Source organism: Pseudomonas sp. 22526 (assembly GCF_052044735.1).
Classification (GTDB): Bacteria; Pseudomonadota; Gammaproteobacteria; order Pseudomonadales; family Pseudomonadaceae; genus Aquipseudomonas; species Aquipseudomonas piscium.
In genome coordinates this window covers 254,100-277,429 of sequence record NZ_JBQENK010000002.1, presented here as the reverse complement: position 1 = coordinate 277,429, position 23,330 = coordinate 254,100, and the positions used below count along the sequence as shown (strand labels likewise).

Sequence of the window (23,330 nt, the reverse complement as noted above, 5' to 3'; positions counted from 1 at the left end):
AGAGCACGTCTCTTGCGGAGCCGATCGCAGCCTGCGGCAGCGGCTACATGGCATGGTCTGCATCCTACTCCGTAGGCCGCGCGCTGCCAGCCCGGCAGCCGACAAAAGCGCAAGTTTATGCAAGCGCCCGGGCGCCCCATGGCCTGAGACTGGGTTGCCCTGCACAGGAGTCCCGCGCCATGAACCTCTCGCTTTATCTGCTCACCGTCCTGATCTGGGGCACCACCTGGATCGCCCTCAAGTGGCAGCTGGGGGTGGTGGCGATTCCGGTGTCCATCGTCTATCGCTTCGCCCTGGCGGCCCTGGTGCTGTTCGTCATGCTGCTGCTCAGCCGCAAGCTGCAGGTGATGAACCGCCGCGGGCACCTGATCTGCCTGGCCCAGGGGCTGTGCCTGTTCTGTATCAACTTCATGTGTTTCCTGCATGCCAGTCAGTGGATTCCCAGCGGCCTGGTGGCGGTGGTGTTCTCCACCGCGACCCTGTGGAACGCCCTGAATGCCCGGGTGTTCTTCGCCCAGAAGATCGCCCGCAACGTACTGCTGGGCGGGGCGCTGGGGCTGTTGGGGCTGGGCCTGCTGTTCTGGCCGGAACTGGCCGGCCATAGCGCCAGCCCGCAAACCCTGCTCGGCCTGGGGTTGGCGCTGTTGGGCACCCTGTGTTTCTCGGCGGGCAACATGCTTTCCAGCCTGCAACAGAAAGCCGGCCTCAAGCCCCTGACCACCAACGCCTGGGGCATGGCCTATGGCGCGGCGATGCTGGCGGCTTATTGCCTGGTCAAGGGTATCCCTTTCGATATGGAGTGGAACGCGCGCTATATCGGCTCGCTGTTGTATCTGGTGATCCCGGGTTCGGTGATCGGCTTCACCGCCTACCTGACCCTGGTCGGCCGCATGGGCCCGGAGCGGGCGGCCTACTGCACCGTGCTGTTCCCGGTGGTGGCGCTGAATGTCTCGGCCTTCGCCGAAGGTTACCAGTGGACCACCCCGGCGCTGGCCGGGCTGGTCCTGGTGATGCTGGGCAACGTGCTGGTGTTCCGCAAGCCGAAGCCGCTGGCCGCCCCCGGGCCTCGACTCGCCTGATTTGACCCGCCCTGTAGCCGCTGCCGAGCAACGCGAGGCTGCGAATGAGGTGGGCGGCATTCCGACGTAGCCCTCGCCAGGCCAACACCCGCGATTGACCTGCCAGATCAGGTCGCCTGGTTTTGCGACGGCTGCGCCGCCGATCGCAGCCTCGCGTTGCTCGGCAGCGGCTACAGGGTGTGCGGGTGTGTAGGTGGGCGGGGTTTCTGTAGGAGCGAGGCTTGCCCGCGATAGGCATGACGCGGTGTACCTGAGGCACCGCTATCGCGAGCAAGCTTCGCTCCTACAGAGGACCGTGCGGGTTTCAGCCTTTCCACACCTGCGGGTTGACCAGGTCCTGCGGGCGTTCGCCGAGCAGGGCGCTGCGCAGGTTGGCCAGGGCGCGGTTGGCCATCGCGTCGCGGGTTTCATGGGTGGCCGAGCCGATATGCGGCAGGGTCACGGCGTTTTTCAGCTGGAACAGCGGCGACTCGGCCAGCGGTTCCTTCTCGTAGACGTCCAGGCCGGCACCGCGAATCCTGCCGTTCTGCAGGGCTTCGATCAGCGCCGGCTCATCCACCACCGGACCGCGGGAGATGTTCACCAGGATCGCGCTCGGCTTCATCAGCGCCAGTTCGCGGTGGCTGATCAGGTGCTTGGTCTTTTCGCTCAATGGCACCACCAGGCAGACGAAATCCGCTTCGGCCAGCAACTGCTCGAGGCTGCGGTACTGCGCGCCCAGCTCCTGTTCCAGCGCGGGTTTGCGGCTGTTGCCGCTGTAGATCACCGGCATGTTGAAGCCCAGGCGACCGCGGCGGGCGATGGCCGCGCCGATATTGCCCATGCCGACGATGCCCAGGGTCTTGCCATGCACATCGCAACCGAACAGCGGTGCGCCGACGCTGGCCTGCCATTGCCCGGCCTTGGTCCAGGCGTCCAGTTCGGCGACGCGCCGGGCGCTGCTCATCAGCAGGGCGAAGGCCAGGTCGGCGGTGCTTTCGGTGAGCACGTCCGGGGTGTTGGTGAGCATGATCCCGCGTTCGTTGAAGTAGCCCAGGTCATAGTTGTCGTAGCCCACCGAGACGCTGGAAACCACTTCCAGCTGGCTGGCGTTTTCCAGCTGCGCGCGGCCCAGCTTGCGACCGACGCCGATCAGGCCGTGGGCATGGGGCAGGGCTTCGTTGAATTGCGCACCGATATCGCCCAGCTTGGGGTTGGGCACTATCACCTCGAAGTCCTGGCGCAGGCGCTCGATCATGTCCGGGGTGATGCGGCTGAAGGCAAGTACGGTCTTTTTCATCGCGGGAAAGCTCGTCGGGCGGAGGAGAATGCCAAGCAAGCTAACATTCCCCACGGGCTTTTTGTAGCGGCTGCGGCAGGCCGCTGGGGGTAAGGAGGTCTCGGGGAATGTAGCCGCTGCCGCAGGCTGCGATCGGCTCCGCAGGAGACGTGCTCTTGAGATCGCCGAAGGCCTTCGGCCTTNTTATCTCAGCCTGCGGCAGCGGCTACAGGGATGGGGGAGCCCCGAAGGGCTTTGTTCAATTGGTCATGCGCACGCCGCTGAGGCCGCCGCTCAGTTCATAGGCCGCCAGCTCCGCCTGATGGGCGGCGAGAATCTCCGGCAGGGTATTGCGCAGGTACTCGACCCAGGTCTTGATCTTGGCGTCCAGGTACTGGCGCGACGGGTAGATGGCGTACAGGTTCAGCTCCTGGGAGCGGTACTTGGGCATGACCCGCACCAGGGTGCCGTTGCGCAGGCCCTCGATGGCCGCGTACACCGGCAGCACCCCCAGGCCCATGCCGCTGGTGATCGCGGTTTTCAGCGCGTCGGCGGAGTTCACCAGGAACGGCGAGCCGTTGAGGGTGACCCCTTCCTGGCCCTCGGGGCCGTCGAACAGCCATTTGTCCAGGGCGATCACCGGGCTCACCAGGCGCAGGCAGGCATGGTTCGACAGGTCGCTGGGGCTGGTCGGGCAGCCATTGGCCTTCACATAGGCCGGCGAGGCGCAGACGATGCTGTAGGTGATGCCCAGGCGCTGGGAGACGAAACCCGAGTCCGGCAGTTCGCTGGCCAGCACGATGGACACGTCGTAGCCCTCGTCCAGCAGGTCCGGCACGCGGTTGGCCAGGGTCAGGTCGAAGGTCACGTCCGGGTGCGACTTGCGGTACCGGGCGATGGCGTCGATCACATAGTGCTGGCCGATGCCGGTCATGGTGTGCACTTTCAGCTGGCCGGACGGACGCGCATGGGCGTCGCTGGCCTCGGCCTCGGCCTCTTCGACGTAGGCCAGGATCTGCTCGCAGCGCAGCAGGTAGCGCTTGCCGGCCTCCGTGAGGGCGATGCGGCGAGTGGTGCGGTTGAGCAAGCGGGTTTGCAGATGGGCCTCCAGATTGGAGACCGCGCGCGAGACGTTGGCCGTCGTGGTGTCGAGCTGGACGGCGGCGGCGGTGAAGCTGCCGGCTTCGGCGACACAGCTGAAGGCGCGCATGTTTTGCAAAGTGTCCATGGGGTGCTCTCTCGGGAGATGGCAAATTGTGACACGAAGTAACAGATTGTTGGCTATTCCACCAAGGGATTATCGCGCGAACGGTAATAAAGATTCACAGGAATCCCAGCTTATCGCCGCAAAGCCCGCCGCCTAGAATTGCGCCGATCTGTAGGGGCCGGCTGCCGGAGCCCCGTGCAATGCGGTGGGTCAGTGACACCGTCTGGCGAGCAAGCTCGCTCCTACAGGGATCCGCCTTCTCCCTATTTCAGGAATTCGCAGCAGTGCCGCGTCGCATCAGCAGAGAGCTGAAGACTCTCAGTGTTTGGGCTTTATCGTTAGCAATCAGCGGCTGCATCGGAACCGGGGGCATTGCCCCGCAAGGCAAGGCACTACCGGCCAATACACTGGCCACCGACGAGGCGATCCAGAGCGCCGCGCGCGACGCCCGCTGGCCTGCCGCCCAGTGGTGGCAGGCCTATGGCGATGCGCAGTTGAACCAGTGGGTGAGCCTGGCCGTGCAGGGCAGCCCGAGCATGGCCATGGCCGCCGCCCGGGTGCGCCAGGCGCGTGCCATGGCCGGCATCGCCGAGTCGGCCGAGTCGCTGCAGATCAAGGGCGACGCTACCCTCAAGCGCCACAACTGGCCCACCGACCAGTTCTACGGCCCGGGCGAGCTGGCCAATAGCACCACCTGGGACAACAACGCCGCGCTCGGCTTCAGCTACGCCCTCGACCTCTGGGGCCGGGAAAGCAATGCCAGCGAGCGCGCCGTGGACCTGGCGCACATGAGCGCCGCCGAGGGGCGCCAGGCCCAGTTGGAACTGCAGAACAATGTGGTGCGCGCCTATATCCAGCTGTCGCTGCAATACGCCCAGCGTGACATCGTCCTGGCCACCCTGAAGCAGCAGGAACAGATTCTTGAACTGGCGCAAAAGCGCCTGGCCGGCGGCATCGGCACCCATTTCGAAGTCAGCCAGGCGCAGACCCCGCTGCCGGAAACCCATCGCCAGCTGGACGCCCTGGACGAAGAAATCGCCCTGGGCCGCAACCAGATCGCCGCCCTGGCCGGCAAGGGGCCGGGGGCGGGCGCGCAGTTGCAACGGCCGAGCCTGTCCCTGGCCGCGCCGCTGAAACTGCCGTCGGCCCTGCCCGCCGAACTGCTCGGCCAGCGTCCGGACGTGGTCGCCAGCCGCTGGCAGGTGGCGGCCCAGGCGCGCGGCATCGATGTCGCCCACGCCGGCTTCTACCCCAACGTCGACCTGGTGGGCAGCCTCGGCTATATGGCCACCGGCGGCGGGGCGCTGGAGTTCCTCACCGGCAAGAAGCTCAACTACAACGTCGGCCCGGCCATATCCTTGCCGATCTTCGACGGCGGCCGCCTGCGCGCCGAGCTGGGCGAGGCCGCGGCCGGTTATGACATCGCCGTGGCCCACTACAACCAGACCCTGGTCAACGCCCTGAAGAACATCTCCGACCAGTTGATCCGCCGCGAGTCCATGGACAAGCAGGCCGAGTTCGCCGCCGAGTCGGTGGCGTCGGCGCAGAAGACCTACGACATTGCCATGGTCGCCTTCCAGCGTGGCCTCACCGACTACCTCAATGTGCTCAATGCCCAGGGCATGCTGTTCCGCCAGCAGCAGGTCCAGCAGCAGGTCCAGGCCGCGCGCCTGAGCGCCCATGCCGAGCTGGTGACGGCCCTGGGCGGCGGTCTGGAGGCGGGACGGGATGTGCCCGAGGACAGCCGGACCCAACCGAGCAAGACCCCGGCCGCGCTCGCCATCTTTGACCATTAACAGCCGACCACCGAGAAGCTTGTCATGACTCCCTTGCCTGCACCCTTGCGCTGGCTGTACTCCCTTGAATGGCGCCGGGGTTTCTTCGACTGGGCACGCAGCGACGGCGTGACCTGGGTCTATATCTTCAAGGTCCTGGCTGCTGCGTTCCTCACCCTGTGGCTGGCCATGCGCCTGGAGCTGCCGCAACCGCGCACGGCGATGATCACCGTGTTCATCGTCATGCAGCCGCAGAGCGGCCAGGTGTTCGCCAAGAGCTTCTACCGCTTTCTCGGCACCCTGGCCGGCTCGGCGGTGATGGTGGCGCTGATCGCCCTGTTCGCCCAGAACACTGAACTGTTCCTCGGTTCGCTGGCGATCTGGGTCGGCATCTGCTCGGCCGGCGCCGCCCGTTATCGCAACTTCCGCGCCTACGGTTTCGTGCTCGCCGGCTACACCGCGGCGATGGTCGGCTTGCCGGCCCTGGCCCATCCGGACGGGGCCTTTATGGCGGCGGTATGGCGGGTGCTGGAGATCTCCCTGGGGATTCTCTGCTCCACCCTGGTCAGCGCCGCGATCCTGCCGCAGACCGCCAGCGCGGCGATGCGCAACGCCTTGTACCAGCGCTTCGGGGTGTTCGCCCTGTTCGTCACCGACGGTTTGCGCGGCCGCAGCCAGCGCGACGCGTTCGAGAGCGGCAACGTGCGCTTCATCGCCGAAGCGGTGGGCCTGGAAGGCCTGCGCAGCGTCACGGTGTTCGAGGACCCGCACATGCGTCGGCGCAACGGCCGCCTGAGCCGCTTGAACAGCGAGTTCATGGGCATCACCACCCGTTTCAACGCCCTGCACCAGTTGCTCGAACGCCTGCGCAGCAGCCAGGCCGAGTATGTGCTGGCGGCGATCAAGCCGGGGTTGCAGGACCTTGCCGAACTGCTGGACGGGTTCTCCGGCCGCGCCCTGACCAGCCCCGATGCCGCGCGCCTGGCCGAGCAGCTGGCGAGCTACAAGGCCGAGCTGCCGGCGCGGGTGCGCAGCATGCGCGCGCTGTTCCAGGAGCACGAACCGAGCGATGCCGAGCAGCTGGATTTCCACACCGCCTATGAGCTGCTTTATCGCTTCGTCGACGAGCTGCACAGCTATGCCCAGACCCACGCCTCCCTGGCCGAACACAGCCACGAGCGCGAGCGCTGGGACGAGCCCTTCACCCCACAGACCAACTGGCTGGCCTCGGCCGCCTCGGGGATCCGCGCCTCGTTCATCCTGATCGTGCTTGGCAGTTACTGGGTCGCCACCGCCTGGCCCAGCGGCGCCACCATGACCCTGATCGCGGCGGCCACCGTCGGCCTCTCGGCCGCCACGCCGAACCCGAAACGCATGGCCTTCCAGATGGCCTGCGGCACATTGATCGGGGCCGTGGTCGGCTTTGTCGAGATGTTCTTCGTGTTCCCCTGGATCGACGGGTTTCCGTTGCTCTGTGTGATGCTGGCGCCGGTGATAGTGCTGGGTTCGTTCCTCGCTTCACGCCCGCAATATGCCGGCGTGGGCCTGGGCCTGCTGATCTTCTTCAGCACCGGTTCGGTGCCGGACAACCTGACCCTCTACAACCCCTACGCCTTCATCAACGACTACATCGCCATGATCATGGGCATGCTGGTCTGCGCCGCCGCCGGGGCGATCATCCTGCCGCCCAACAGCCGCTGGTTGTGGCGCCGCCTGGAGCAGGACCTGCGCGGCCAGGTGGTGTACGCCATCAGCGGCAAGCTCAAGGGCCTGGCGTCGAGCTTCGAAAGCCGCACCCGCGACCTGCTGCACCAGGCCTATGGCCTGGCGGCGGGGCAGCCGCAGGTGCAGCGCGAGCTGCTGCGCTGGATGTTCGTGGTGCTGGAGGTGGGGCACGCCATTATCGAGCTGCGCAAGGAGCAGGCGATCCTTCCGGTGCACCCGGCCTACGCCGAATCCCAGCCGTGGCGCCAGGCGATCCGGGTGATGGGCCGCTCGCTGGTGCGGCTGTTCCTGCAACCGAGCCAGAGCAACCTGGAGCGCGCGCTGGTCGCGGTCGATCACGCGATCAGCCGGGTCCAGGCCAGCGACGAACCCTTCGCCCCGCACTTCGATACCTCGGTGTTGCGCCGGGTGAAGAGCTACCTGCACTTCATCCGTACTTCATTGCTCGACCCGCAATCGCCGCTGGCCGTCTATGCCGCGCCGCCAGCCGTACAGGCCCCGATCCAAGGACTTGAACATGCCTCGTGAAATCGCCTTCCACGGCGTGTACATGCCGACCATGACCCTGATGTTCTTCATCGCCGCGGCCCTGGCCTGGGCCCTGGACCGCTTCATCTCGGGTTATGACCTGTACCGTTTTTTCTGGCACCCGGCGCTGCTGCGCCTGAGCCTGTTCTGCTGTCTGTTCGGCGCCATGGCGCTCACTGTTTACCGTTGAGAGTCCCACGATGAAAAAGTTTTTCAGCCTGCTCGCGACCCTGCTGGTGCTGGCCCTGGCCCTGTGGATCGGCCGCACCCTGTGGGTGCATTACATGAACACGCCGTGGACCCGCGATGGCCGGGTGCGCGCCGACATCATCAACGTCGCCGCCGACGTCACCGGGGAAGTGGTGGACGTGCCGGTGCGCGACAACCAACTGGTGAAAAAGGGCGACCTGCTGATGCAGATCGACCCCGAGCACTACCAGATCGCGGTCAAGCAGGCGCAGTCGCTGGTGGCTTCGAGAAAGGCCACCTGGGAGATGCGCAAGGTCAACGCCCACCGCCGCGCCGATCTGGACAACCTGGTGATCTCCAAGGAAAACCGCGACGACGCCAGCAACATCGCCGACTCGGCCCTGGCCGACTACCAGCAGGCCCAGGCCCAGCTGGAAGCAGCCGAGCTCAACCTCAAGCGCACCCAGGTGCGCGCCGCGGTGGATGGTTACGTGACCAACCTCAACGTGCACCGCGGCGACTATGCGCGCATCGGCGAGCCGAAGATGGCGGTGGTCGACATGCATTCGTTCTGGGTCTACGGCTTCTTCGAGGAAACCAAGCTGCCCCATGTGCGCGTCGGCGATAAGGCCGATATGCAACTGATGAGCGGCGAGGTGCTCAAGGGCCATGTGGAAAGTATTTCCCGCGGCATCTACGACCGCGACAACCCGGAAAGCCGCGAGCTGGTCGCCGACGTCAACCCGACCTTCAACTGGGTACGCCTGGCCCAGCGCGTGCCTGTGCGCATCCATATCGACGAAGTGCCGGACGGCGTGCTGCTGGCGGCGGGGATTACCTGCACGGTGGTGGTGAAGGAGAGTGGGGAGGCACAGTGATCGGGGCGCTGCCGGGCGTGCCTGCGCGGCATCTCTGGCGAGCCGTCTCCCACAATATCTTGCGGGAGACGGCGGGCGACCAGGCGCTGGCGCGCCGGGGAACCAGGGTTACTTGTAGCTTTTCTGCATGATCGCCAGGGACTTCTTCGCCGTAGCTTCCAAGCCGTCGTCAAGGTGGTTGATGGCGACCACCAGCTTCGGGTTCTGCAGCACGTCGACACCGGGGTAACGCTGCTGGGCCAGCCGCGAGACGATGATGTACTGGGTCACCGCGTAATGCAGCTTGAACTTGCCGCTGTCCCGGGCCTTGGCGATGGCCGCTTTGACAAAGGCCTGGCGCTCGGCCGTCGTCATGCCCTTGAACAGGTCGGGGATATCGAAATGGATCTCGGCCGAGAAAATGGCCACCTCCTCAGCCCGCGCCTCGTCGTACATCACCTGCTTGCTGGTCACGCGCGCCTTCAGCTCGCTGAAGCGTTGTTCGCCTTCGGCCAGTTGCTCCGGGCTCATCTTGCCTTTCAAGGCATCCAGCTGGCTGGTGTCTTCGGTGTTATCGATGACCTTCAGCCAGGCATAGGCCTTCACCAGGTCGCCAGACTCTTCGGCGGCGTCGGCCAGGCTCTGCTGCGGTTCCGGGTTGCCATGCAGGGCCGAGCGCTCTAGCCAGCGGACGGCCAGATGCTTGTCTTGAGGGATGTCCTTGTCGCCGAACCAGTAGGTGGCGTACATGCCGTACTCGGCGCACCAGTCGTTCTGCGACGCCGAGTAGGCGATGTAGTTGAAGGACTCGCGGTCGCGCTCAGCCTTGGGTCTGTCCGTTTCCTGATCGGTGCTGGTGGACAGGTAGCAGAACGCCCGGGTGTAGTTCGGCGCGGCCATGGCGAAGCAGCTCTTGGCGTTCGTGTAGTCCTCGGCCTCGTACAGCTTGTAACCGGCGCCGTACAGCACATCGGCGTCCATGGCCGGGTTGCAGTATTCGTTGGCACTGACCTTGGGCAAGACGCTTTCCAGCGTCAGCTTGGGCAGGGTGTCATTCAGTTCGGGGATTTTCGGCTCGGTTTTTTCTGGAGCCGTGGTGGCGCAGGCCGCCAGCAAGACAGCCAATGCCAGTGGCAGCACGTTGAACGATTTCAATGGATATTCCCTGATCTGCGATTGAATTAAAGGCGCGCATGGAATCAGGCAGGGGCAAGACGCGAGAAAGGGAGCTTGAGCCGTTCCGTGCTTCAGTGTCGACGCCAGCGATTCCATGCTGTTTGGGCGCAAGCGCTCAAGGGCGTGCATTCTACGGGGATTGCAAGAGGGGACAAGTCGAACGGCGCGGCAGGGGTGGGCTTGTAAGCAAGCGCCGCCCCTGGCGCACGGGCGGCGTTACAGGGCTGTCTGACCGAGAATGACCCCGGCCTTCTTCACCGCCTCATCCACCTGCAGCTCTTTGTCGCTGAGCAGTTGTGCAATCTGCGGATTTTGCAGCACATCGACGCCGGCCTTCTGCAACTGGGCCTGGCGCGTGATGATCACATAAGCGTAGAGCTGGCCACGGGTGCTGAACTCGGGACGGGCGCTCACCCTGGCCACGGCCTGCTCCATGAGGGCATGACGCTCGGCCACGGACAGGCCCTTGAAGGTCTCGGGGTATTCCATATGGATGTTCGCCGAGTACACCGCGATGTTCTCCTCGCGGGCTTCTTTGCGCACCGCGTCCTTGCTGGTGACGATCTTGCTCAGTTGCTCGAAGCCTTGTTCGCCTTCGCTGAGTTGCTGCGGGTTCATCCGTTGTTTCAAGGCGTCGATCTGTGCCTGGTCATCGAGGACCTTGGCCCAGCTGTAGGCCAGCGGCAGATTGCCTTTGTTGCTATGCAGGCGCACCAGGGTCTGTTGCGCATCCGCATCGCCGTGACGCGCGGAGCGTTCCAGCCAGCGCAGGCCCAGGTCGCTGTCCGGGGTCTGCCCGCGCATGCCGTAGGTGAAGTTCTGGAACATGCCGAACTCGGCGCAGGAGTCATTCTTCCCCGCTGAATAGGCCATGTAGCCGAAGGCTTCGCGGTCGCGCTCGGCGCTGTCCTTGCTGCTGTCCTGTTCCGTGATGCTCGCCAGGTAGCACAGGGCCCGGTCGTGGGTGGGCGCGGCCATGATCAGGCAGTTGCGGGCTTGCTCGGGTTTGTCGTCGTTGTACAGCTGGTAGCCGATGCCATACAGCAGGTCGCTGTCCAGCTTGGGGTTGCAGTACTCGTTGGCGACGGCTTGCGGCAACAGCTCCTTGAGGCTGAGCTGGGGCAGGGTGGCGTTCAGCTCCTCGTCTGGCGACGGCGTGCAGCCGATAAGCGCGGTGACCAATACCAACGGCAGCAGGTGTTGAGGTTTCAATGGATATTCCCTGATCGACGATTGAATGGCGGCGAGCATGGAAGAGGGGGAGTTTCAGCGGTTCGCCAGCGATCCATGCGGCCTGATCGAGGCCCTGGAGGCCTCGAGTGCGCGCATTCTACTGGGATTGGGGGTGGGTACAACCACTTGCGTCGCTGGCAAGCCAGCTCCTACATGGAGCTTGCTGGAACCTGTGGGAACGGTCGGGCGACATTCCGCCGCCAGTGATCGACCGTTACAGCTTTGCGCCCAGACCAAAACGCTTCATCAGCACCTTGTCCAGCAAGCCTCTGGGCAACAGGCTGGCCATCAACGGCAATGCGCGGCTGCCATTACCAATCCGGACCAGACGCGCAGGCTTGTCCTGCTGCACCGCCTTGAGCAGCCTGGCGGCAAATTCATTGGCGGGCGTTGGGTGGTCCTGTGAGGCCCTGGCCCGTGCGCGGATGCCTTCGCGCAGCGGCCACCAAGGCGATTGTTCGGTGAGCAATTGCTCGGCTTGATGCCCGGCATTCTTGGCGAAGCTCGAGGCGATGGCCCCTGGCTGGACCTCCATCACCCGGATGCCGAACGGCGCCAGCTCCATGCGCAGTGCATCGCTCAAGGCATGTACCGCCGCCTTGGAGGCGCAGTAGGCACCGGCAAAAGGCGTGACCAGCACCCCCGACACGCTGCCGATATTCACCACCAGTCCTCGGCTGCGGCGCAGCACCGGGAACAGCGCCCGGGTCACGCCGACCAGGGCGAACACATTGGTTTCGAACTGCCGCTGCATGGCCTCGACACCGCCATCCAGCAGCGGGCCCATGGCACCGTAGCCGGCATTGTTGATCAGCAGGTCGAGGCCGCCGTGTTGCTGGTTGATGCGCTCGCCCAAGGCAGCGAGCGCCGGGCCGTCGTTGACGTCCAGTCGCACCGCGTCGAAACCCGCGGCTTGCAGCATGGCCACGTCCTCGGCCCGGCGGGCGGTGGGCAGCACGGTGAAGCCGGCGGCCTTGAAAACATCCGCCAGGGCGCGGCCGATGCCGCTGGAACAACCGGTGATCAGCGCAACGGGCATGGCGCGGTCCTTGTGCAAAAAGAGGGAAGGGGGAATCAGTCGGAGAAACTACCCTGCAAGCGCTCGGCGCGAAACTCCAGGGTTTGCGGGCGATAGCCGGGGCGCAGTGGCGGCAGGGGCAGGCAGTCTTGCCAATTGGCGCCGGCCTGCAACTCGCCGGGGCCGCGATAACGTGGGGCGCTGTACTGGTTGTCTGCGAGGTTCACGGTATCGCCGGGGGCGTAGGCGGCGACGCGCCAGCGCAGTTCGGTCAGCGGCACATCGTTGCCATTGTTCATCTTCAACAGCAGCGGACGATCCGCCGGGCAATGCTCGGGAGCGTAGCTGATACGCAATTCCAGGCGCGCCAGTTGCTGGGCTTCGCGGTTGTCCAGCCAGACCACCCACACCGCCACCAGGCCCAGGCCGAAAGCGGCGGCCATGGACACCGGCAAGGCCTTGGCGGGGTAGCGGACCAGCAGGATCAGCCAGGTGATAACCAGCAGAACGCCGATGAACATGAGGTGAACCTCGGGGGAAATAGAGCCGTCATCCTACCTAAGCGTAGGTGGGATTGGCCAACCCTGATCCCAGGACGGAGAGGGCGCGGCATTTCGGAAAGATTTTGAAAAGGATTGAGGATTGTCTGTTTTTCGAGCATTCGGCAGAGTCGGTTTTCTAGCCAGTTTCGATAGGGAAGTTGAAATGTCTGGGAAACCTGCCGCGCGCGTTGGCGATCCAACCGCCTGCCCTTTGCCTGGTCACGGTACCAATCCGATAACCAGTGGCTCGCCTGATGTCCTCTTTGATCACCTGCCCGCCGCACGGGAGGGTGACCCGACCGCTTGCGGTTCGGCATTGAACGCCAATGTCATTCCCAACGTACTGATCAACGGAAAACCGGTCGCTGTCCTGGGTTCCCTGGGCAGTCACGGCAATGTGGTTGTGGGTGGTTCGGGGACGATCATCATCGGCAACAGCGGCGGCGGTGCGGCGTCCTCCGCAGTAGCCGCACTCCCCTCCGTACCCGGATTATGTTTGAAGTGCCTGCTGCTGGCCGCTCAGCGCAATCAGACCTTTGTCCCGCTGGAAGCACTGGGGAGCAGCGCATGAGGCGTGTCGGCTCTTTATTCTGGCGGCTCTCGGAACCCACCGGTCCGTCGTCCAGACTGCTTGCCCTTATCGATGGTGCCCGCTATCTGACGTTGAACAAACGCCTTGAAGAGGCGGGCGACAGCATCCGTTTTCACTGGCTCCTGAGCGCAGGCGCACTGGATGAAATTAGCCATGCCGGCCCGGTACTGGTCGAGTTTCCAGACTCCAGGAGCGGTTTGCACGGGGCATTCGGCAATTGGCTGATTAGGCGGGACCAGCAGGCGCCGATGGTCTCCTGGCTTTGGAGTGATCAGCCTTTCGACGTCCTGCGCGATTATCACCAGAGCTTGTTGTTCAGCCAAATGCCGGATGGGCGCCGAGCACTGTTTCGTTACTACAGTCCCGAGGTCAGGCGTGCGCTGGACAAGGTGATATCACCCTCCCAGATCCAGCAGCTCATGCGTCATGTCCAGGACTGGCTGGTCTGGCAACCCCTGCAAGGTTGCTATCTCAGCTACGGTGTCGAGCAGGTGGGGGAGCAGCATGTTTGAGTTGAGTGCCGAGCAGCTTTCACAACTGGATGACATTCGTCAGAACGAAGTGTTTGAGCGGTTGTTACTGGAAGTACAGCAGGAGAACCCTGAATGGTTGTCCAGAAAGGGCCTGATGCCGGCTCTACAGATGTTGAAAGACCTGCGTGAGCGTGCGTGGAGTTTTGGCATCGGGGAGCCCGAGTCCGTCGAGCATTTTGTGCGACATGGATTGACCTTTACCGACTTTGACAAGCAGCCGGCCTTTATCGAGTTCATGAACAGGCCTGTAGCGGATAGCCCCGAGCGGCGGTTCGAGGATTACGAGGATATCGTGGCGTTCAGGATGAACATGCAGCACTGGCGGGACATGCAAGCCGCCGGGGAGATTCGACCATGAGTGGATTGGGGATTCTGCCAAGCACAGGGCCCATGGCTCTACGCATGACGCCTCGCTTGGGGCCACGTTTACCATTCGAGATTCCAGCCCCGACTCCCAGGCTGCCGATGCCCCCTCCACGGCCAATGCCGATGCCGGCTCCCAGGCCCACTCAGCCACTGCCGGCGCCCCGGCCAATCCCGCAGCCCGTCCCTTTGCCGCAGACGCAACCCCAGGCAAAACCCAGGGTGGATGCGCCTCCGACGACCGCTGAACGGACTCGGGAAGCCGAGCGCGACTGCAAGGTCAAACGGGACAAGGACTGTGTGAAATGCCCCCCCGAGCAGGGGACCATGACGATACCCAACAACGGCAAAGGTCATAGTATGTCCGCCCAGTCCGCGCTCTATCAGGCGTGGGTGACTGCTTTCCCGACGCCCTACGAGTGGTGGTGGAACAACACCTGGTGGGATGGTTTCGACAAACCGCGTTGCACCTTGCTGGAAGCCAAGGCCAATTACGCGTTCATGTTCATTCCGCTTGTCGGGCTGCCGCGCCCTTGGGCCAATGTGGAGAAAACCCTGATTACCCCGGCCGAGATACATTCCCTGAAAGCCCGGCCCAGCCCGCCGGTTTCGGTGGAATGGCATTTCCTGCAAAGGGTGGTCTATGAGTATTGTGCCGAACAGTATGCGGAGAAGGGGCTCACCAACCTGACCGCCTACTGGAACCCGATGCCGGGCACCAAGGATCATGATGAGTACATCAAGCAACGTGCAAAAGAGCAGAAAGAGTGGGATGAGTACCGCCGTGAAAATCCCGACCGTGTTTTTGAAGCCTGACTGAGGACGAGCGCTTGTTCAGAAAATTTTCATTCGTTCTGCGTTTCGACAAACAGAAGATCTCCGCGGTCCCGCATGAGGCGCAGTTGGAAAGAGCCGAGCGCTTTTTCCGGGGCCTTGGCGAGATCCATCCTCTGCTGCGGGACTGGTATCTGCAGGGCGGTTCCAGGGAGGAGTCCCTGCGCAAGCGGATCAATGACAACTTCGAGTACCTGCGTGAAGAGGCCCGGAGCAACCATAACGACGACTTCCCCACGAAATTGCAGTTTTCCGTGTGGAATGGCCTGGATGATCCCCTGAAGGGCGGGTTGGCCTTTCATTACAACGCACACGACCTGGACTCCGTCGCCAGCATGCGCTTCGAGGATGGCGGGGCGCTCGTGGCAGCCATCCCTGATGTGAAACCGGTGGTGATCGGCATCATCCAGTTGGCCGTTGAACTGTGGCCTGAACTTGACTGGTGTGTGCTTGCGCCAAAAGACCACTATTTGCGCACCAAGGTGTTCAAGGACCGGCAGACCCTCGGCTGGGTCGGGTTTTGTCCACAGGTGTTGCGGGCCGGGGATTTTCCGAGCGCCGACCAGCTCATTGACATTCCAAAACGCGGCACGCTGATCGTGAGTTGTCCACAGGTGATGGATGAGGGCAAACGGGCTGATGTCCAGCGAGTGGCGGAGATCGATATCAAGTTGGTGGAGTTGGGTTATCTGCCGCTGTTCATTAACTAGCTCAGCGGGCCTGGCCCGGGCATAAAAGAATCCCCCATCCAGCCGGCTGTGGATAGGAGCCACAGCCAACTGGATGGTGCTGCGACAGTGCTACTGCATCCGTACCCGCGAGCCACGTTCAGTGCTTAGTCAGTTTCAACAGTGCATACATAATCGAGCCCCAGACCAGAAGCACGACATCCATCCAGTTTCTGGTGGTCAGCAGGCGCTGGAGATGGGGAGGGAAGTTGTCTATGTCTTCCGAGGAAAGAAAGCCTCTGCGAACTGCAGGGCCAGGCCAAAGCATCGATCCTCGAACGGCGGCTAACATTAGAAAATGCGTGAACCATCCCTTGTGAGGAAGGCTGTCGGTCCAGCGATAAAAGTGCTGGCTCCGCTGCAGGGCATCCAGTATCTCTCTTAGGTAACGTCGACTCAGGTAGTAGCTGAACGAGATGTCTATCACGCCCAGTAGAAGTGGGCTGGCGACCAGCACGAGACCTGACCATGAGTACCAAAAACTTTTTCCCATCCTGGTCGTGTTACCTCGTAAATATCTTCCCCTGTTTTCTCCAGGCTCATCACCTGTGAATAGCTGTTGTGATGCCTTCAACTATCCAGTTTCAAAAGTGTGTAAACAATTACTGTCCATACGATCACAACACCATCCAGAGTGTTTTTTATAGCCAGAAGGCGTTTCAGTCGTGGAGGAAAGTTGTGTACATCCTTGGCGCAAAGGAAGCCTCTGCGAACGCCTGCGTTAGGGAAGAGCATCATTCCTCGAACACTGATAAACATTAGGAAATGTTCGAAGCATCCCTCGTACTGGAGTCTCTCAGTCCATCGATGAAAGTAAGAACTTTCCCGCAATGCTTCCAACATTTCCCGCAGGTAGCGGCGGCTTAAGTAGTAGCTGAATGTAAGGCTTACAAGGGCTAGCAGAATCGGGCAGAGGAGTAGTGCAAGAGCCATCCAGGAATACCAGAATTTTTCATCTACCATGGCTGCGTTCTCTCATAAATAATTTCCCCAATTCTCTCCCCAACCACATCACCAGAGTCTGTCCCCAGCGATGTGCCTACGCCTACCAAGGTTGCAACACATAGCACCCCGCCAATTGCGGTAGAGGCTCCGAGCGCTGCACAAATAAGCCTGCTTCCTGCCATTCCAGCTTCAGTGCCAAATATTCCTCCCACTGTCGTACCTGCAAACTTCCCCGTCTCAGTAAACATCACCTTCCTGCAACTCTCATCCCCCGACCCCGCCTGACAAACCTCCTGAACCCTCAACGCCGACGAAACCCCACCAATGGCAATGCCAATATACCCACCCGCCTGCATGTACTTCGCCGCACGGCTGACGGCGTTCACGTGGGTGGCGTATCCCGGGATCTGGCCAGGGGCGCCGGCTTTGTTCCAGTGGTGCACCAGGCTGCGGCTGGAGAGGCCGAGGGCGGTTTTCAGTTTGGGGTGGTCGCCCAGGGGCGTGTAGCCGCGCAGGCGGGTGGAGTTCAGCAGTTGCGCGTCCAGCTGTGCCAGCAGGCGCCGGCGGCGGGCGAGGAACTCGGGGGATCTGAGGTGGCCGTGTTGGCGGTAGCTGTCCTGATGCAGGCGTTCCATGTCTTGCAAGGTCTCGCGTAGTTTGTCCAGGTGTTTGCCCAGCACCGAGGTGCCGATGCCCAGCCAGGTCGAGGCCTGGCTGGTGAAACTGACGATCTCGGCCTGATGGCGAACCATGAAGTCGGCGGCTTCGGGCGTCAGGGGTTCGAGGGCGATCCTGACCTGCTCGGCGGCGAGCATGAGTTGCGCTTCCTCGTAGGTGCAGGCGTGGTTGGCCGGATCGCTGAGCACGATCAGGCTGCCGGCCTTGACCGTAGCGCCAAGGCCTGGATTGAGCGACAGGTATTTGGCCAGGACGCCCGGCGAAGGGCTGTCGAACAGACGGCGCTGCAGTTCGCTCAGCGGCATGCTCCGGGGCACGATGTAGAAGCCTGGGGCGACAGGCGTAGAGGGCTGGACCTGTGAGGGTTTCGCAGGAGCGTCAAGGCCTTGAGGTGTGGTCAGTATCGAGGTGTTTTTGGTACGTGCGCCTGGCAGTGGTGGATTCGGGTTGGCGGGGCGCAGCACACGGGGCATCGGCGTCGGTTCGCCACGGGAGTCGGTGGTGTATTTGTTGCCGGAGGGTTGCTCGGCCATTGCTGTTTTCGCTGTGTTTTCTAGCCTCGCGAAACACTAAACAGCGACAGGGATGAAGTCGTTGAGAGCTATCTGAAACGCCCAGTGGCGCTTTCTAAATGTCATGTAGGAATGGGGGAAAGCACCCTCTGTAGCCGCTGCCGAAGGCTGCGATCGACTGCGTAGCAGGCGCAGGATCTTGAGATCGCAGGAAGGCCTTTGGCCTTATCGCAGCCTGCGGCAGCGGCTACAGGGGATCATTCGCGCAAGAGGAGGGCAGGCGCCCGGGCATAAAAAAGCCCCCGCCCAACCGGCTGCGGATAGGGGACGCAGTCGGCTGGACGGGGGCTTCTTGTTCTGGCGGGTTACTGGGCGATGGTTTTCACCGCGACGCCGCGTTCCACTGGGGTGGAGCGGCCGTAGATGTCTTCGAAGCGTTCGATGTCGTCTTCGCCCAGGTAGCTGCCCGATTGCACTTCGATGATCTCCAGCGGGATCTTGCCCGGGTTGCGCAGGCGGTGCACCGAGGCGATCGGGATGTAGGTGGACTGGTTTTCGGTGAGCAGGAACACGTTCTCGTCGCAGGTGACTTCGGCGGTGCCGCTGACCACGATCCAGTGTTCGGCGCGGTGGTGGTGCATCTGCAGGGACAGGCACGCGCCCGGCTTGACCGAGATGTGCTTGACCTGGAAGCGCCCGCCCATGTCCACCGAGTCGTAGGAGCCCCACGGACGGTAGACCTCGCAGTGGTTCTGGGTTTCGCTGCGGCCCTGTTCGTTGAGGGTGTTGACCAGCTGCTTCACGCCTTGGACCTTGTCCTTGTGGGCGATCATCATGGCGTCCTTGGTTTCCACCACTACGATGTTTTCCAGGCCGATCACCGACACCAGTTTGCCGTTGCCGTGGATCATGCAATTGCGGCTGTCCTGGATCACCACATCGCCCTTGCTGACGTTGCCGTTGGCGTCCTTCTCGTGCACGTCCCACAGCGACGACCAGCAGCCCACGTCGCTCCAGCCGGCGCTCAGCGGCACCACGCAGGCGCGCTGGGTCTTTTCCATCACCGCGTAGTCGATGGAGTTGTCCGGGCAGCAGGCGAAGGTGGCCGGGTCGATGTCCACGGTGTCGGCGTCCTGGGCACTGCGCTCCAGGGTCAGCAGGCAGGTGTCGTAGATGTCCGGGTCGTGCTTTTTCAGCTCTTCGAGGAAGCGGCTGGCGCGGAACAGGAACATGCCGCTGTTCCAGAAGTAGCCGCCGGCCTCGACGAACTCGGTGGCGCGCTTGACGTCGGGTTTCTCGACGAAGTGCGAGACGCGGCTCACGCCTTCCGGCAGCAGCGCATCGTTGGTCGACTTGATGTAGCCATAACCGGTTTCCGGCTTGGAGGCCGGCACGCCGAACAGCACCATCTCGCCGCGCTCGGCGGCCACGGTGGCCAGGGCCAGGGCGCGTTGCAGGGCTTTCTGGTCTTCCAGCACGTGGTCGGCCGGCAGCACCAGCATCAGCTCGTCGCGACCTTCGTTGACCAGCATCATCGCGGTCAGGGCCACGGCCGGCGCGGTGTTGCGCCCGAACGGCTCCATCAGGATGCGCTGGGCTTCGAGTTTGCGCGCCGCCAGCTGTTCGTTGACGATGAAGCGGTGGTCCTTGTTGCAGACCACGATCGGCGTGTCCATGCCTTCGAACACCAGGCGCTCGAGGGTTTGCTGGAACAGCGTGTGTTCGCCGGTCAGGGCGAGGAACTGTTTAGGGAATTGCTTGCGCGAAAGCGGCCAAAGACGTGAGCCACTACCACCTGACAAGATCACCGGAATCATGTTGTTACTCCTTCAAAAATCGTTTGGGTTAGAGCTACTGCGTTCTGTCGTTTCACTCTCTTGTTTTTGTTGCGTATCCGGATTGACCAAGCGTTCCTCCGTAGGAGCCAGGCTTGCCGGNCATCGCCGGCAAGCCTGGCTCCTACAGGGGAGCGTCAAGCCGGAAAATTCATATCAGCGCGTCGAGACCGGGCGCTTGACCCAGACTGGCGACAGGCTGCTGCCATTGCCGGTGACGTAGAGCACTGCGGCTTCGCCGCGCTCCAGGGCGACCGGCTTGAGGTCGCTGACTTTTTTCTCGCCTTCGTACAGCGCGAAGCTGACCTTCACCGGGTTGATTTCACGTTCGCCACGGCCCTTGGCGGCTACCGCCTGGACCACGTCGGTCTTGCCGTCGGCGGTCTTCAGGGTCAGGGCCTTGTCGCTCAGGTTCTGCACCCGGACCAGGGACTTCTGCTTGTTCTTGAACGGCGGTTCCTCGATCAGTTGCGGCTGGCCGCTGGCGTTGTTGACCAGGGTGTAATAGTGGTCGGCGGCGAGTTTCACCGGCAGGCTCTGGCTGCCGACCTTGGCGGTGTAGTCGCCGCCGGGCATGAAGCTGAAGTCACTGCTGGCCAGCGGCGCGACGTCGCTGACATTGGTGCTGCCGACGGTGGCGCTGACTTCCTGGTTGCTGGCGTTGTAGAGACGCACGAAGGACGAACCTTTGGGCGCGGTCGGGCCGTAGAGGGCGGCGTCGCCGGCGAAGGCGGGCAGGGACAGGACGCTCATGCCGGCAGCCAGTGTGATTGCCTTGGCGAGACGACGCGGAGTGATAGTGAAAGTCATGGGTGTCACCTCTCTTTCAGTTTTGCGCCCGATCGGGCGTCTCGGATTTGTTGGTATTGATTGCTACGTTCTGTTGGCGGGCGCCGGCTTGTTTGAGCTCTGCGACCCACTGCGGGTCGGCGTCGCCGATATCGTTATTGACCGGCAGATATCGTTCGGGGAATTCCCAGATCAGCACCTGGGGCGGGCTGTTCTTGAAGGCATCGCTTTTCAGGTAGCTGAGCATCGGCAGCACCGGGCCGTGGCCGTCCTCGGCGTAGCTGACCACGTCGCTGTGCAGGGCCTCTTTGAGCGCGCCGACAAAATTCCAGTTGGGGTTGGCGCTGTAGCTGGTGCCCACCAGGGCCACCGGCACTTCGTTGTCGGCGAACAGTGCGTCGTCGGCGGCCGGCTGATCGTCGGCGGCGCGGGTCACGCGTTTTTGCAGCGGCTCCTTGGCCGGCATCAGGTCCTCGAACAGCGGGTCCAGGGGCAGGAACAGGCGCAGGTCGCCCTTGTGCACCACGGTCTGCTCGGCTTCGGTGACGAAGCGTTGCGGCTGGCCCATCAGCGGTGCCTTTTCGGCAATCGCCTTGGCCAACTGATTGGCGGCGACTTCGGCGCCGGCCGGGGTCCAGTGGGTGTCGGTGCGCAGGAACACTTGCTGGCCGTTCTGCTTGGCCTGTTGCAGCGGGCCCAGCAGGTCGGGGGCGAGGATCTTGTCGGCCGCCACGCGGGCGTGGAAATCCTTATAGAGGTTGGCGTGGATGCTGGCCGGCTGGACGTCGCCCAGGTGTTCCGGGTACAGGCGCACCTTGGCCGGCACTATCGCCATCACCAGTTTCACGCCTTTCTCTTTCAGGGCCTGGCGCACGCCTTCGACCAGCGCGTAGTTGCCTTGCAGGTTGAGTTCTTCGTTGACGATCGGGTGGAACTCTTCATCGCTGTACAGCCACTGGTCGCGGCCGAGCACCACGCCCGGACGACCTTCGTTGAACAGCTTGAAGTCCAGGGCCGCCCACAGGTTGGTGCCCAGGCGCTTGATCGGGAACTCGTCGTCGTAGTGGGTTTCCACGGCCTTGGCCCAGCGACCGTTGAGCACGGTGGCGTCGTTGTTGGTGCTGAAGCCGAAGAAGCTGCGCACCGACCACAGGCCCAGGACCATCAGGGTCACCAGGAACAGGGCGATGTAGAAGACGCGTAATGAGCGGGTCATGGTCAGATCCCTCAGAACTGGAAGTAAAGGAACGGCGAGAAGCTTTGCGCCGAGAGTTTGAGAATCGAGGCGATGAACAGCAGCAGCACCAGGGCGCGCATCACATAACGCGGCCAGTCGGCGACCCAGTAGGCCGGTTGTACCTGGGCTTCGACGCCCACGCTGTAGCCCGGCTGGTGGATGCTGCCCGGCTTGTCCCCCGGTACGGCCTTGATCAGGCCAGGCTGGGCGGTGGCCGGACCGTCGGCCTCGGTGTTGACTTCAGGCTTGCTCTTGACCGGCATCGGGTTGCGATACAGGTCACGCAGGCCGAAGAACGCCAGGGTGGCGTAGGCCACGACCAGGGTCGCCACTTGCAGGCCGGTGAGGCTGGCGCGGTTGAGTTCCGACAGCGACCAGTCGCCGAAGCTGAACATGGCGCCGTACATGCGCCCGGCGACGTGCAGGTTCTCGGCGCGGAAGATCACCCAGCCCATCACCACCAGCAGGAAGGTCAGCGCCCAGCGGATCGGGTTCAGGCTGCGTGGGGTGGTGTTGATGCCCAGGGCCTTCTCGATCGCCAGCCACATGCCGTGCCAGGCGCCCCAGACCACGTAGGTGATGTTCGCGCCGTGCCACAGACCACCGAGCAGCATGGTCAGGAACAGGTTGCGATAGGTCATCAGCGTGCCTTTGCGGTTACCGCCCAGGGTGATGTACAGGTAGTCGCGCAGCCAGGTCGACAGGCTGATGTGCCAGCGCCGCCAGAACTCGGTGATCGACTGGCTGATGTACGGCTGCTTGAAGTTTTCCATGAAGCGGAAACCCATCATCAGGCCCAGGCCGATGGCCATGTCGCTGTAGCCGGAGAAGTCGAAGTACAGCTGCGCGGTGTAGGCCAGGGCGCCGAGCCAGGCGTCGCCGGTGCTCGGGTTCTGCAGGGCGAAGCAATGGTCGGCGACCACTGCCAGGGTGTCGGCGATGAACACCTTCTTGATGAAGCCCTGCATGAAGCGCGTGCAGCCTTCGGAGAACTTGTCCAGGGTGTGGGTGCGGTTGTTGAACTGGTCGGCCAGGTCGCGAAAGCGCAGCACCGGGCCGGCGATCAGGTGCGGGAAGATCGCCACGAACGCCGCGAAGTCGATCAGGTTGCGGGTCGCCGGGGTGTCGCCGCGGTAGACGTCGATGATGTAGCTGATGGACTCGAAGATGTAGAACGAGATACCGATCGGCAACAGCACGTGGGTCAGGATAAACGGCTCCAGACCCATGGAGGTCATGATCGCGTTGAGGCTGTCCACACCGAAGTTGGCGTACTTGAAGTAGCCGAGGATGCACAGGTCCACCGCCACGCCGAGCAGCAGCCAGCGTTGGGCCGGTTTGGTCCTGACCCCGGCGGCACCGACTTTCAGGCCGATCCAGTAGTTCCACAGGGTGACGCCGGCGAACAGCGCCAGGAAGTCCACCCGCCACCAGGCATAGAACACGTAGCTGGCGATCAGCAGCAGCAGGTTGCGATAGCGTTGCCCGCTCAGGTAGTACAAGCCGAGAAAGATCGGCAAGAACAGGAACAGGAACACATTGGATGAGAAAACCATCCCGATCTCTCCATGTTTGACCAACAGTAAAGGGCCGGAGCCCCCCCAAACCCCCCCGTGAAAAACCGGGGAGGTGTATTGCATTCACCGACGCCGTCTGGCGTCCGTATGGACCATCACAACGCCCCTGTAGGAGCGAGG

At 63.1% G+C, this 23,330-nt stretch carries 22 protein-coding genes; 10 read left to right on the top strand and 12 right to left on the bottom strand.

What is annotated here, in order from left to right; genetic code table 11:
- The first annotated feature begins 179 nt into the window (after nucleotides 1-179).
- On the top strand, nucleotides 180-1,079 hold the full coding sequence (locus ACTJKT_RS03635) for a DMT family transporter (protein WP_440786221.1): 900 nt from the start codon (nucleotides 180-182) through the stop codon (nucleotides 1,077-1,079).
- A gap of 304 nt (nucleotides 1,080-1,383) precedes the next feature.
- Here the strand turns inward: ACTJKT_RS03635 and ACTJKT_RS03630 are convergent, their stop codons facing one another.
- Nucleotides 1,384-2,358, bottom strand: a complete 975-nt coding sequence (locus ACTJKT_RS03630; protein WP_440786220.1) for a 2-hydroxyacid dehydrogenase — start codon at nucleotides 2,356-2,358, stop codon at nucleotides 1,384-1,386.
- A gap of 238 nt (nucleotides 2,359-2,596) precedes the next feature.
- Nucleotides 2,597-3,565: a LysR family transcriptional regulator gene (locus ACTJKT_RS03625; RefSeq protein ID WP_440786219.1), complete on the bottom strand. Its 969-nt coding sequence runs from the start codon at nucleotides 3,563-3,565 to the stop codon at nucleotides 2,597-2,599.
- A gap of 263 nt (nucleotides 3,566-3,828) precedes the next feature.
- Here ACTJKT_RS03625 and ACTJKT_RS03620 point away from each other — a divergent pair, with 263 nt between their 5' ends.
- Genes ACTJKT_RS03620 through ACTJKT_RS03605 form a run of 4 tightly spaced genes read left to right on the top strand, consistent with a single transcriptional unit; the run spans nucleotide 3,829 to nucleotide 8,639 of the window.
- Nucleotides 3,829-5,340 (top strand): efflux transporter outer membrane subunit, encoded by a 1,512-nt coding sequence (locus ACTJKT_RS03620; RefSeq protein ID WP_440786218.1) that lies wholly within the window; start codon nucleotides 3,829-3,831, stop codon nucleotides 5,338-5,340.
- Nucleotides 5,341-5,364: 24 nt separating this feature from the next.
- Nucleotides 5,365-7,572 carry an FUSC family protein gene (locus ACTJKT_RS03615; RefSeq protein WP_440786217.1) on the top strand — a complete coding sequence of 736 codons (2,208 nt, stop codon included), beginning with the start codon at nucleotides 5,365-5,367 and terminating at the stop codon, nucleotides 7,570-7,572.
- Nucleotides 7,562-7,762: a DUF1656 domain-containing protein gene (locus tag ACTJKT_RS03610; protein ID WP_007930063.1), complete on the top strand. Its 201-nt coding sequence runs from the start codon at nucleotides 7,562-7,564 to the stop codon at nucleotides 7,760-7,762. The genes ACTJKT_RS03615 and ACTJKT_RS03610 overlap by 11 nt, the downstream gene beginning before the upstream one ends.
- A gap of 10 nt (nucleotides 7,763-7,772) precedes the next feature.
- Nucleotides 7,773-8,639: an efflux RND transporter periplasmic adaptor subunit gene (locus ACTJKT_RS03605; RefSeq protein ID WP_440786216.1), complete on the top strand. Its 867-nt coding sequence runs from the start codon at nucleotides 7,773-7,775 to the stop codon at nucleotides 8,637-8,639.
- A gap of 108 nt (nucleotides 8,640-8,747) precedes the next feature.
- Here the strand turns inward: ACTJKT_RS03605 and ACTJKT_RS03600 are convergent, their stop codons facing one another.
- The 4 genes from ACTJKT_RS03600 to ACTJKT_RS03585 form a co-directional block, all read right to left on the bottom strand.
- Complete coding sequence (locus ACTJKT_RS03600; RefSeq protein WP_440786215.1) at nucleotides 8,748-9,773, bottom strand: sel1 repeat family protein; 1,026 nt, start codon at nucleotides 9,771-9,773, stop codon at nucleotides 8,748-8,750.
- A 237-nt stretch (nucleotides 9,774-10,010) separates the two neighbouring features.
- Nucleotides 10,011-11,006 carry a hypothetical protein gene (locus ACTJKT_RS03595; RefSeq protein WP_440786214.1) on the bottom strand — a complete coding sequence of 332 codons (996 nt, stop codon included), beginning with the start codon at nucleotides 11,004-11,006 and terminating at the stop codon, nucleotides 10,011-10,013.
- Nucleotides 11,007-11,241: 235 nt separating this feature from the next.
- Complete coding sequence (locus ACTJKT_RS03590) at nucleotides 11,242-12,066, bottom strand: SDR family oxidoreductase (RefSeq protein ID WP_440786213.1); 825 nt, start codon at nucleotides 12,064-12,066, stop codon at nucleotides 11,242-11,244.
- A 35-nt stretch (nucleotides 12,067-12,101) separates the two neighbouring features.
- On the bottom strand, nucleotides 12,102-12,566 hold the full coding sequence (locus ACTJKT_RS03585) for a multidrug transporter (RefSeq protein WP_440786212.1): 465 nt from the start codon (nucleotides 12,564-12,566) through the stop codon (nucleotides 12,102-12,104).
- Between the two features lie 184 nt (nucleotides 12,567-12,750).
- Between ACTJKT_RS03585 and ACTJKT_RS03580 the strand changes: the two genes are divergently transcribed.
- The 5 genes from ACTJKT_RS03580 to ACTJKT_RS03560 all read left to right on the top strand — a co-directional run bounded on the left by ACTJKT_RS03580 (nucleotide 12,751) and on the right by ACTJKT_RS03560 (nucleotide 15,619).
- Complete coding sequence (locus ACTJKT_RS03580) at nucleotides 12,751-13,158, top strand: PAAR domain-containing protein (protein ID WP_097305550.1); 408 nt, start codon at nucleotides 12,751-12,753, stop codon at nucleotides 13,156-13,158.
- Complete coding sequence (locus ACTJKT_RS03575; RefSeq protein ID WP_440786211.1) at nucleotides 13,155-13,691, top strand: DUF4123 domain-containing protein; 537 nt, start codon at nucleotides 13,155-13,157, stop codon at nucleotides 13,689-13,691. Before ACTJKT_RS03580 ends, ACTJKT_RS03575 begins: the two co-directional genes overlap by 4 nt.
- Entirely contained in the window at nucleotides 13,684-14,070 is a 387-nt protein-coding gene (locus tag ACTJKT_RS03570; protein WP_440786210.1) for a hypothetical protein, read from the top strand. Before ACTJKT_RS03575 ends, ACTJKT_RS03570 begins: the two co-directional genes overlap by 8 nt.
- 365 nt (nucleotides 14,071-14,435) lie before the next feature.
- Nucleotides 14,436-14,891, top strand: coding sequence for a Tox-REase-5 domain-containing protein (locus tag ACTJKT_RS03565; RefSeq protein ID WP_440786209.1), 456 nt, complete (start codon nucleotides 14,436-14,438; stop codon nucleotides 14,889-14,891).
- Nucleotides 14,892-14,905: 14 nt separating this feature from the next.
- Entirely contained in the window at nucleotides 14,906-15,619 is a 714-nt protein-coding gene (locus ACTJKT_RS03560) for an Imm52 family immunity protein (protein ID WP_440786208.1), read from the top strand.
- A 118-nt stretch (nucleotides 15,620-15,737) separates the two neighbouring features.
- Here the strand turns inward: ACTJKT_RS03560 and ACTJKT_RS03555 are convergent, their stop codons facing one another.
- From ACTJKT_RS03555 to ACTJKT_RS03530, 6 genes are all read right to left on the bottom strand, one after another.
- The gene (locus ACTJKT_RS03555) at nucleotides 15,738-16,130 is read right to left on the bottom strand and encodes a hypothetical protein (RefSeq protein WP_440786347.1); all 393 of its coding nucleotides are present in this window, start codon (nucleotides 16,128-16,130) and stop codon (nucleotides 15,738-15,740) included.
- A 463-nt stretch (nucleotides 16,131-16,593) separates the two neighbouring features.
- Nucleotides 16,594-17,565, bottom strand: a complete 972-nt coding sequence (locus ACTJKT_RS03550; protein ID WP_440786346.1) for a hypothetical protein — start codon at nucleotides 17,563-17,565, stop codon at nucleotides 16,594-16,596.
- 572 nt (nucleotides 17,566-18,137) lie between these two features.
- The gene (locus ACTJKT_RS03545) at nucleotides 18,138-19,589 is read right to left on the bottom strand and encodes a mannose-1-phosphate guanylyltransferase/mannose-6-phosphate isomerase (RefSeq protein WP_440786207.1); all 1,452 of its coding nucleotides are present in this window, start codon (nucleotides 19,587-19,589) and stop codon (nucleotides 18,138-18,140) included.
- Between the two features lie 174 nt (nucleotides 19,590-19,763).
- Nucleotides 19,764-20,417 (bottom strand): alginate O-acetyltransferase AlgF, encoded by a 654-nt coding sequence (locus ACTJKT_RS03540; protein ID WP_440786206.1) that lies wholly within the window; start codon nucleotides 20,415-20,417, stop codon nucleotides 19,764-19,766.
- Between the two features lie 16 nt (nucleotides 20,418-20,433).
- The gene (locus ACTJKT_RS03535) at nucleotides 20,434-21,612 is read right to left on the bottom strand and encodes an alginate O-acetyltransferase (RefSeq protein WP_440786205.1); all 1,179 of its coding nucleotides are present in this window, start codon (nucleotides 21,610-21,612) and stop codon (nucleotides 20,434-20,436) included.
- 11 nt (nucleotides 21,613-21,623) lie between these two features.
- Nucleotides 21,624-23,189 carry an MBOAT family O-acyltransferase gene (locus tag ACTJKT_RS03530; protein WP_440786204.1) on the bottom strand — a complete coding sequence of 522 codons (1,566 nt, stop codon included), beginning with the start codon at nucleotides 23,187-23,189 and terminating at the stop codon, nucleotides 21,624-21,626.
- Between the last annotated feature and the right edge of the window lie 141 nt (nucleotides 23,190-23,330).

Coding starts and splice junctions, on each gene's coding strand:
- ACTJKT_RS03615 (WP_440786217.1), top strand. CDS start 5,365: ATGACTCCCTTGCCTGCACCCTTGCGCTGGCTGTACTCCCTTGAATGG.
- ACTJKT_RS03550 (WP_440786346.1), bottom strand. CDS start 17,565: ATGCCGCTGAGCGAACTGCAGCGCCGTCTGTTCGACAGCCCTTCGCCG.
- ACTJKT_RS03635 (WP_440786221.1), top strand. CDS start 180: ATGAACCTCTCGCTTTATCTGCTCACCGTCCTGATCTGGGGCACCACC.
- ACTJKT_RS03625 (WP_440786219.1), bottom strand. CDS start 3,565: ATGGACACTTTGCAAAACATGCGCGCCTTCAGCTGTGTCGCCGAAGCC.
- ACTJKT_RS03590 (WP_440786213.1), bottom strand. CDS start 12,066: ATGCCCGTTGCGCTGATCACCGGTTGTTCCAGCGGCATCGGCCGCGCC.
- ACTJKT_RS03580 (WP_097305550.1), top strand. CDS start 12,751: ATGTCTGGGAAACCTGCCGCGCGCGTTGGCGATCCAACCGCCTGCCCT.
- ACTJKT_RS03530 (WP_440786204.1), bottom strand. CDS start 23,189: ATGGTTTTCTCATCCAATGTGTTCCTGTTCCTGTTCTTGCCGATCTTT.
- ACTJKT_RS03565 (WP_440786209.1), top strand. CDS start 14,436: ATGTCCGCCCAGTCCGCGCTCTATCAGGCGTGGGTGACTGCTTTCCCG.
- ACTJKT_RS03570 (WP_440786210.1), top strand. CDS start 13,684: ATGTTTGAGTTGAGTGCCGAGCAGCTTTCACAACTGGATGACATTCGT.
- ACTJKT_RS03585 (WP_440786212.1), bottom strand. CDS start 12,566: ATGTTCATCGGCGTTCTGCTGGTTATCACCTGGCTGATCCTGCTGGTC.
- ACTJKT_RS03535 (WP_440786205.1), bottom strand. CDS start 21,612: ATGACCCGCTCATTACGCGTCTTCTACATCGCCCTGTTCCTGGTGACC.
- ACTJKT_RS03540 (WP_440786206.1), bottom strand. CDS start 20,417: ATGACTTTCACTATCACTCCGCGTCGTCTCGCCAAGGCAATCACACTG.
- ACTJKT_RS03605 (WP_440786216.1), top strand. CDS start 7,773: ATGAAAAAGTTTTTCAGCCTGCTCGCGACCCTGCTGGTGCTGGCCCTG.
- ACTJKT_RS03630 (WP_440786220.1), bottom strand. CDS start 2,358: ATGAAAAAGACCGTACTTGCCTTCAGCCGCATCACCCCGGACATGATC.
- ACTJKT_RS03610 (WP_007930063.1), top strand. CDS start 7,562: ATGCCTCGTGAAATCGCCTTCCACGGCGTGTACATGCCGACCATGACC.
- ACTJKT_RS03555 (WP_440786347.1), bottom strand. CDS start 16,130: ATGGGAAAAAGTTTTTGGTACTCATGGTCAGGTCTCGTGCTGGTCGCC.
- ACTJKT_RS03575 (WP_440786211.1), top strand. CDS start 13,155: ATGAGGCGTGTCGGCTCTTTATTCTGGCGGCTCTCGGAACCCACCGGT.
- ACTJKT_RS03545 (WP_440786207.1), bottom strand. CDS start 19,589: ATGATTCCGGTGATCTTGTCAGGTGGTAGTGGCTCACGTCTTTGGCCG.